Raw genomic sequence first — 2,672 nt, 5'->3', positions numbered from 1 at the left:
GCGGTCGGCGCCCCACGCGGAGGCGGGCTCGGGACGGCTGCCGTGCTGGGACTCGGCCGGGGACTGCGAGGGGGCGGGCGAGGGCGACGGGACGGAGGCGGCGGGCGACGCGGGCGCCGGGGCGGCGGCGGGCGGTTCCTCGACCGGGTCCTCGTCGAAGAAGTGCGGGCCGGTCTCCTCGACGGCGGGCTGCGCCGGTGCCGTGCCGGGCGGCGGCGCGAGACGCTCACCGGCCGCGGGCGCCGGACGGCTCGTGCCGGGCACCCAGGAGGCACCGTTCCAGTACCGGACGTATCCAGGAATGGACGGGTCCGGGTAATACCCTTCGCGGGGCCTGTCGTCGCCCGGGGCCGGGGTTGGGGCGCTCATGTCCGTCGTCCCGTATCTGCTCGTTGGGGTGGGTCGGGGGGATACACATCTATCAGACCGCCGCGGGACCCACGGCCCGTCCCGCCGGACCGGCCCCTTTCGGGCGGCGATGTGGTACGCCCGGAGAAGCCGGAGAAACTTCCCGCGACCCGCGTAATGCTCGCGGCCCCGGCCGCTCTCTCCTCGTACGGGCCCCGACGGGCCGTGTCACGAGAGAGGAGCACATGCCATGAACACCGTGGTGGAGCGGGAACTGGAACTGCGGCTGATCCTGTCGCCGGAACGGGCCCTGCCGGTGCCCGCCCGGCTCGTCTACCGCGCCGACGACCCCTATGCCGTGCACGTCGCCTTCCACGTCACCTCCGAGCAGCCCGTGCACTGGACGTTCGCCCGGGAGCTGCTGGTGGAGGGCGTGTTCCGGCCGTGCGGGTACGGGGACGTGCGGGTGTGGCCGTCGAAGGCGGACGGGCGCTCGCTGGTGCTGATGGCGCTGAGTTCGCCCGACGGCGACGCGCTGCTGGAGGCGCCGGCGGCGCAGGTGTCGGCGTGGCTGGAGCGCACGCTGCGGCTGGTGCCGCCGGGCAGCGAGAGCGAACAGCTGGGCCTGGACGAGAAGCTGGCCGGGCTGCTCGCCCCGTGACCGCCGCGGCGGCCGTCACGGACAGGGCGTCAGAAGAGTTTGCCCGGGTTGAGGAGGTCCAGCGGGTCGAAGGCACGTTTCACGGCCCGCTGCATCTCCAGCCCGACGGGGCCGATCTCCCGGGCCAGCCACTCCTTCTTCAGGACGCCGACCCCGTGCTCGCCGGTGATGGTGCCGCCGAGTTCGAGGCCGAGCGCCATGATCTCGTCGAAGGACTCGCGGGCGCGCCGCGACTCGTCGGGATCGGTGGCGTCGAAGCAGACGGTGGGGTGGGTGTTGCCGTCGCCCGCGTGGGCGACGACGCCGATGGTGAGCGCGTACTTCCCGGCGATCCGCTCCACCCCGTCGATGAGTTCGCCCAGCCGGGAGCGGGGCACGCACACGTCGTCGATCATCGTGGTGCCGCGGACCGCGTCGAGGGCCACCAGTGACATCCGCCGGGCCTGGAGGAGCAGTTCGGACTCCGCGGCGTCCTCGGCCGGGACGACCTGGGTGGCGCCGGCGGCCTCGCACAGCGCCCCGACGGCGGCGAGGTCGGCGGCGGGGTCGGTGGTGTCGAAGGCGGCGAGCAGCAGGGCCTCGGTGGTCTCGGGAAGGCCCATGCGGGTCAGGTCGTTGACGGCCCGCACGGTGGTGCGGTCCATCAGTTCGAGGAGTGAGGGGACGTGGCCCTGGGCCATGATGCGGCACACGGCGTCGCAGGCGGCGGCGCCGGAGGAGAACTCGGCGGCCAGCACCAGCTGCTCGGGCGGCTTGGGCCGCAGGGCGAGGACGGCGCGGACGACGACGCCGAGGGTGCCCTCGGAGCCGACGAAGAGGCGGGTCAGGTCGTAGCCGGCGACGCCCTTGGCGGTGCGGCGGCCGGTGGACATCAGGCGGCCGTCGGCGAGGACGACGTCGAGGCCGAGCACGTACTCGGCGGTGACGCCGTACTTCACGCAGCACAGCCCGCCGGAGGCGGTGCCGATGTTGCCGCCGATGGTGCAGGTCTCCCAGCTGGAGGGGTCCGGCGGGTAGGCGAGGCCGTGTTCGCCGACGGCGCGGGAGAGGGCGGCGTTGACGACGCCGGGTTCGACGACGGCGATCCGGTCGACGGGGCTGATCTCCAGGATGCGGTCCATCCGGGTCAGCGAGAGCACGATGCAGCCGTCGGTGGCGTTGGCGCCGCCGGACAGTCCGGTGCGGGCGCCCTGCGGGACGACGGGGACGCGCAGCGCGGTGGCGGTGCGCATCACGTGCTGGACCTGTTCGACCGTCCGGGGCAGCACGACCACGGCCGGGGCGCCGGCCGGGCAGAAGCCGGCCATGTCGTGGGCGTAGGAGGCGGTGACGTCGGGGTCGGTGAGGACGGCCTCGGGCGGCAGTCCGCCCAGGAGCCGGTCGACGAGCGGCCCGGCCGCCGCCGTGTCTGCGTCGTGTCGCGCTTCGGTACGGCTCATGATCACAGCGTGGCATCCGGGGCCATCGGTGTGAACCCCGTGTGCGGCGGCTGCCGTACGCCGGAGTGTGATCGTCGTACGGCGTGCGGGGTGGCGCACAGTGTGCGCCATGGACGACACGCCACCACAGCCCCGGGAGCAGGGGGACGCCGGGACAGCGGGGACAGCGGGCGGACCGCCGGCGGAGCCGGGGCCCGCCTCGCGCGGGCCCGGCGGGCGCCGGC

The 2,672-nt window shown here is 74.5% G+C and carries 3 protein-coding genes; 1 reads left to right on the top strand and 2 read right to left on the bottom strand.

The genetic code is table 11. The features are described from left to right. Window positions 1-369, bottom strand: a 369-nt coding sequence (locus tag G3I53_RS08985) for a DUF2510 domain-containing protein (protein ID WP_164438206.1), incomplete at its 3' end; no start/stop codon positions are given. A 229-nt stretch (window positions 370-598) separates the two neighbouring features. Here G3I53_RS08985 and G3I53_RS08980 point away from each other — a divergent pair. Beyond that, window positions 599-1,009, top strand: a complete 411-nt coding sequence (locus G3I53_RS08980; RefSeq protein WP_164334546.1) for an SsgA family sporulation/cell division regulator — start codon at window positions 599-601, stop codon at window positions 1,007-1,009. 29 nt (window positions 1,010-1,038) lie between these two features. Here G3I53_RS08980 and G3I53_RS08975 read toward each other — a convergent pair whose 3' ends face one another. After that, a complete protein-coding gene (locus G3I53_RS08975) occupies window positions 1,039-2,448 on the bottom strand; it encodes an FAD-linked oxidase C-terminal domain-containing protein (RefSeq protein ID WP_164334547.1) in 1,410 nt (469 codons plus the stop codon). Between the last annotated feature and the right edge of the window lie 224 nt (window positions 2,449-2,672).

Origin of the sequence: Streptomyces sp. SID14436 (genome assembly GCF_010548465.1) — a bacterium.
GTDB lineage: Bacteria > Actinomycetota > Actinomycetes > Streptomycetales > Streptomycetaceae > Streptomyces.
Note: the sequence above shows the minus strand (reverse complement) of the source record. Positions and strands in the feature narration are given on the sequence as shown.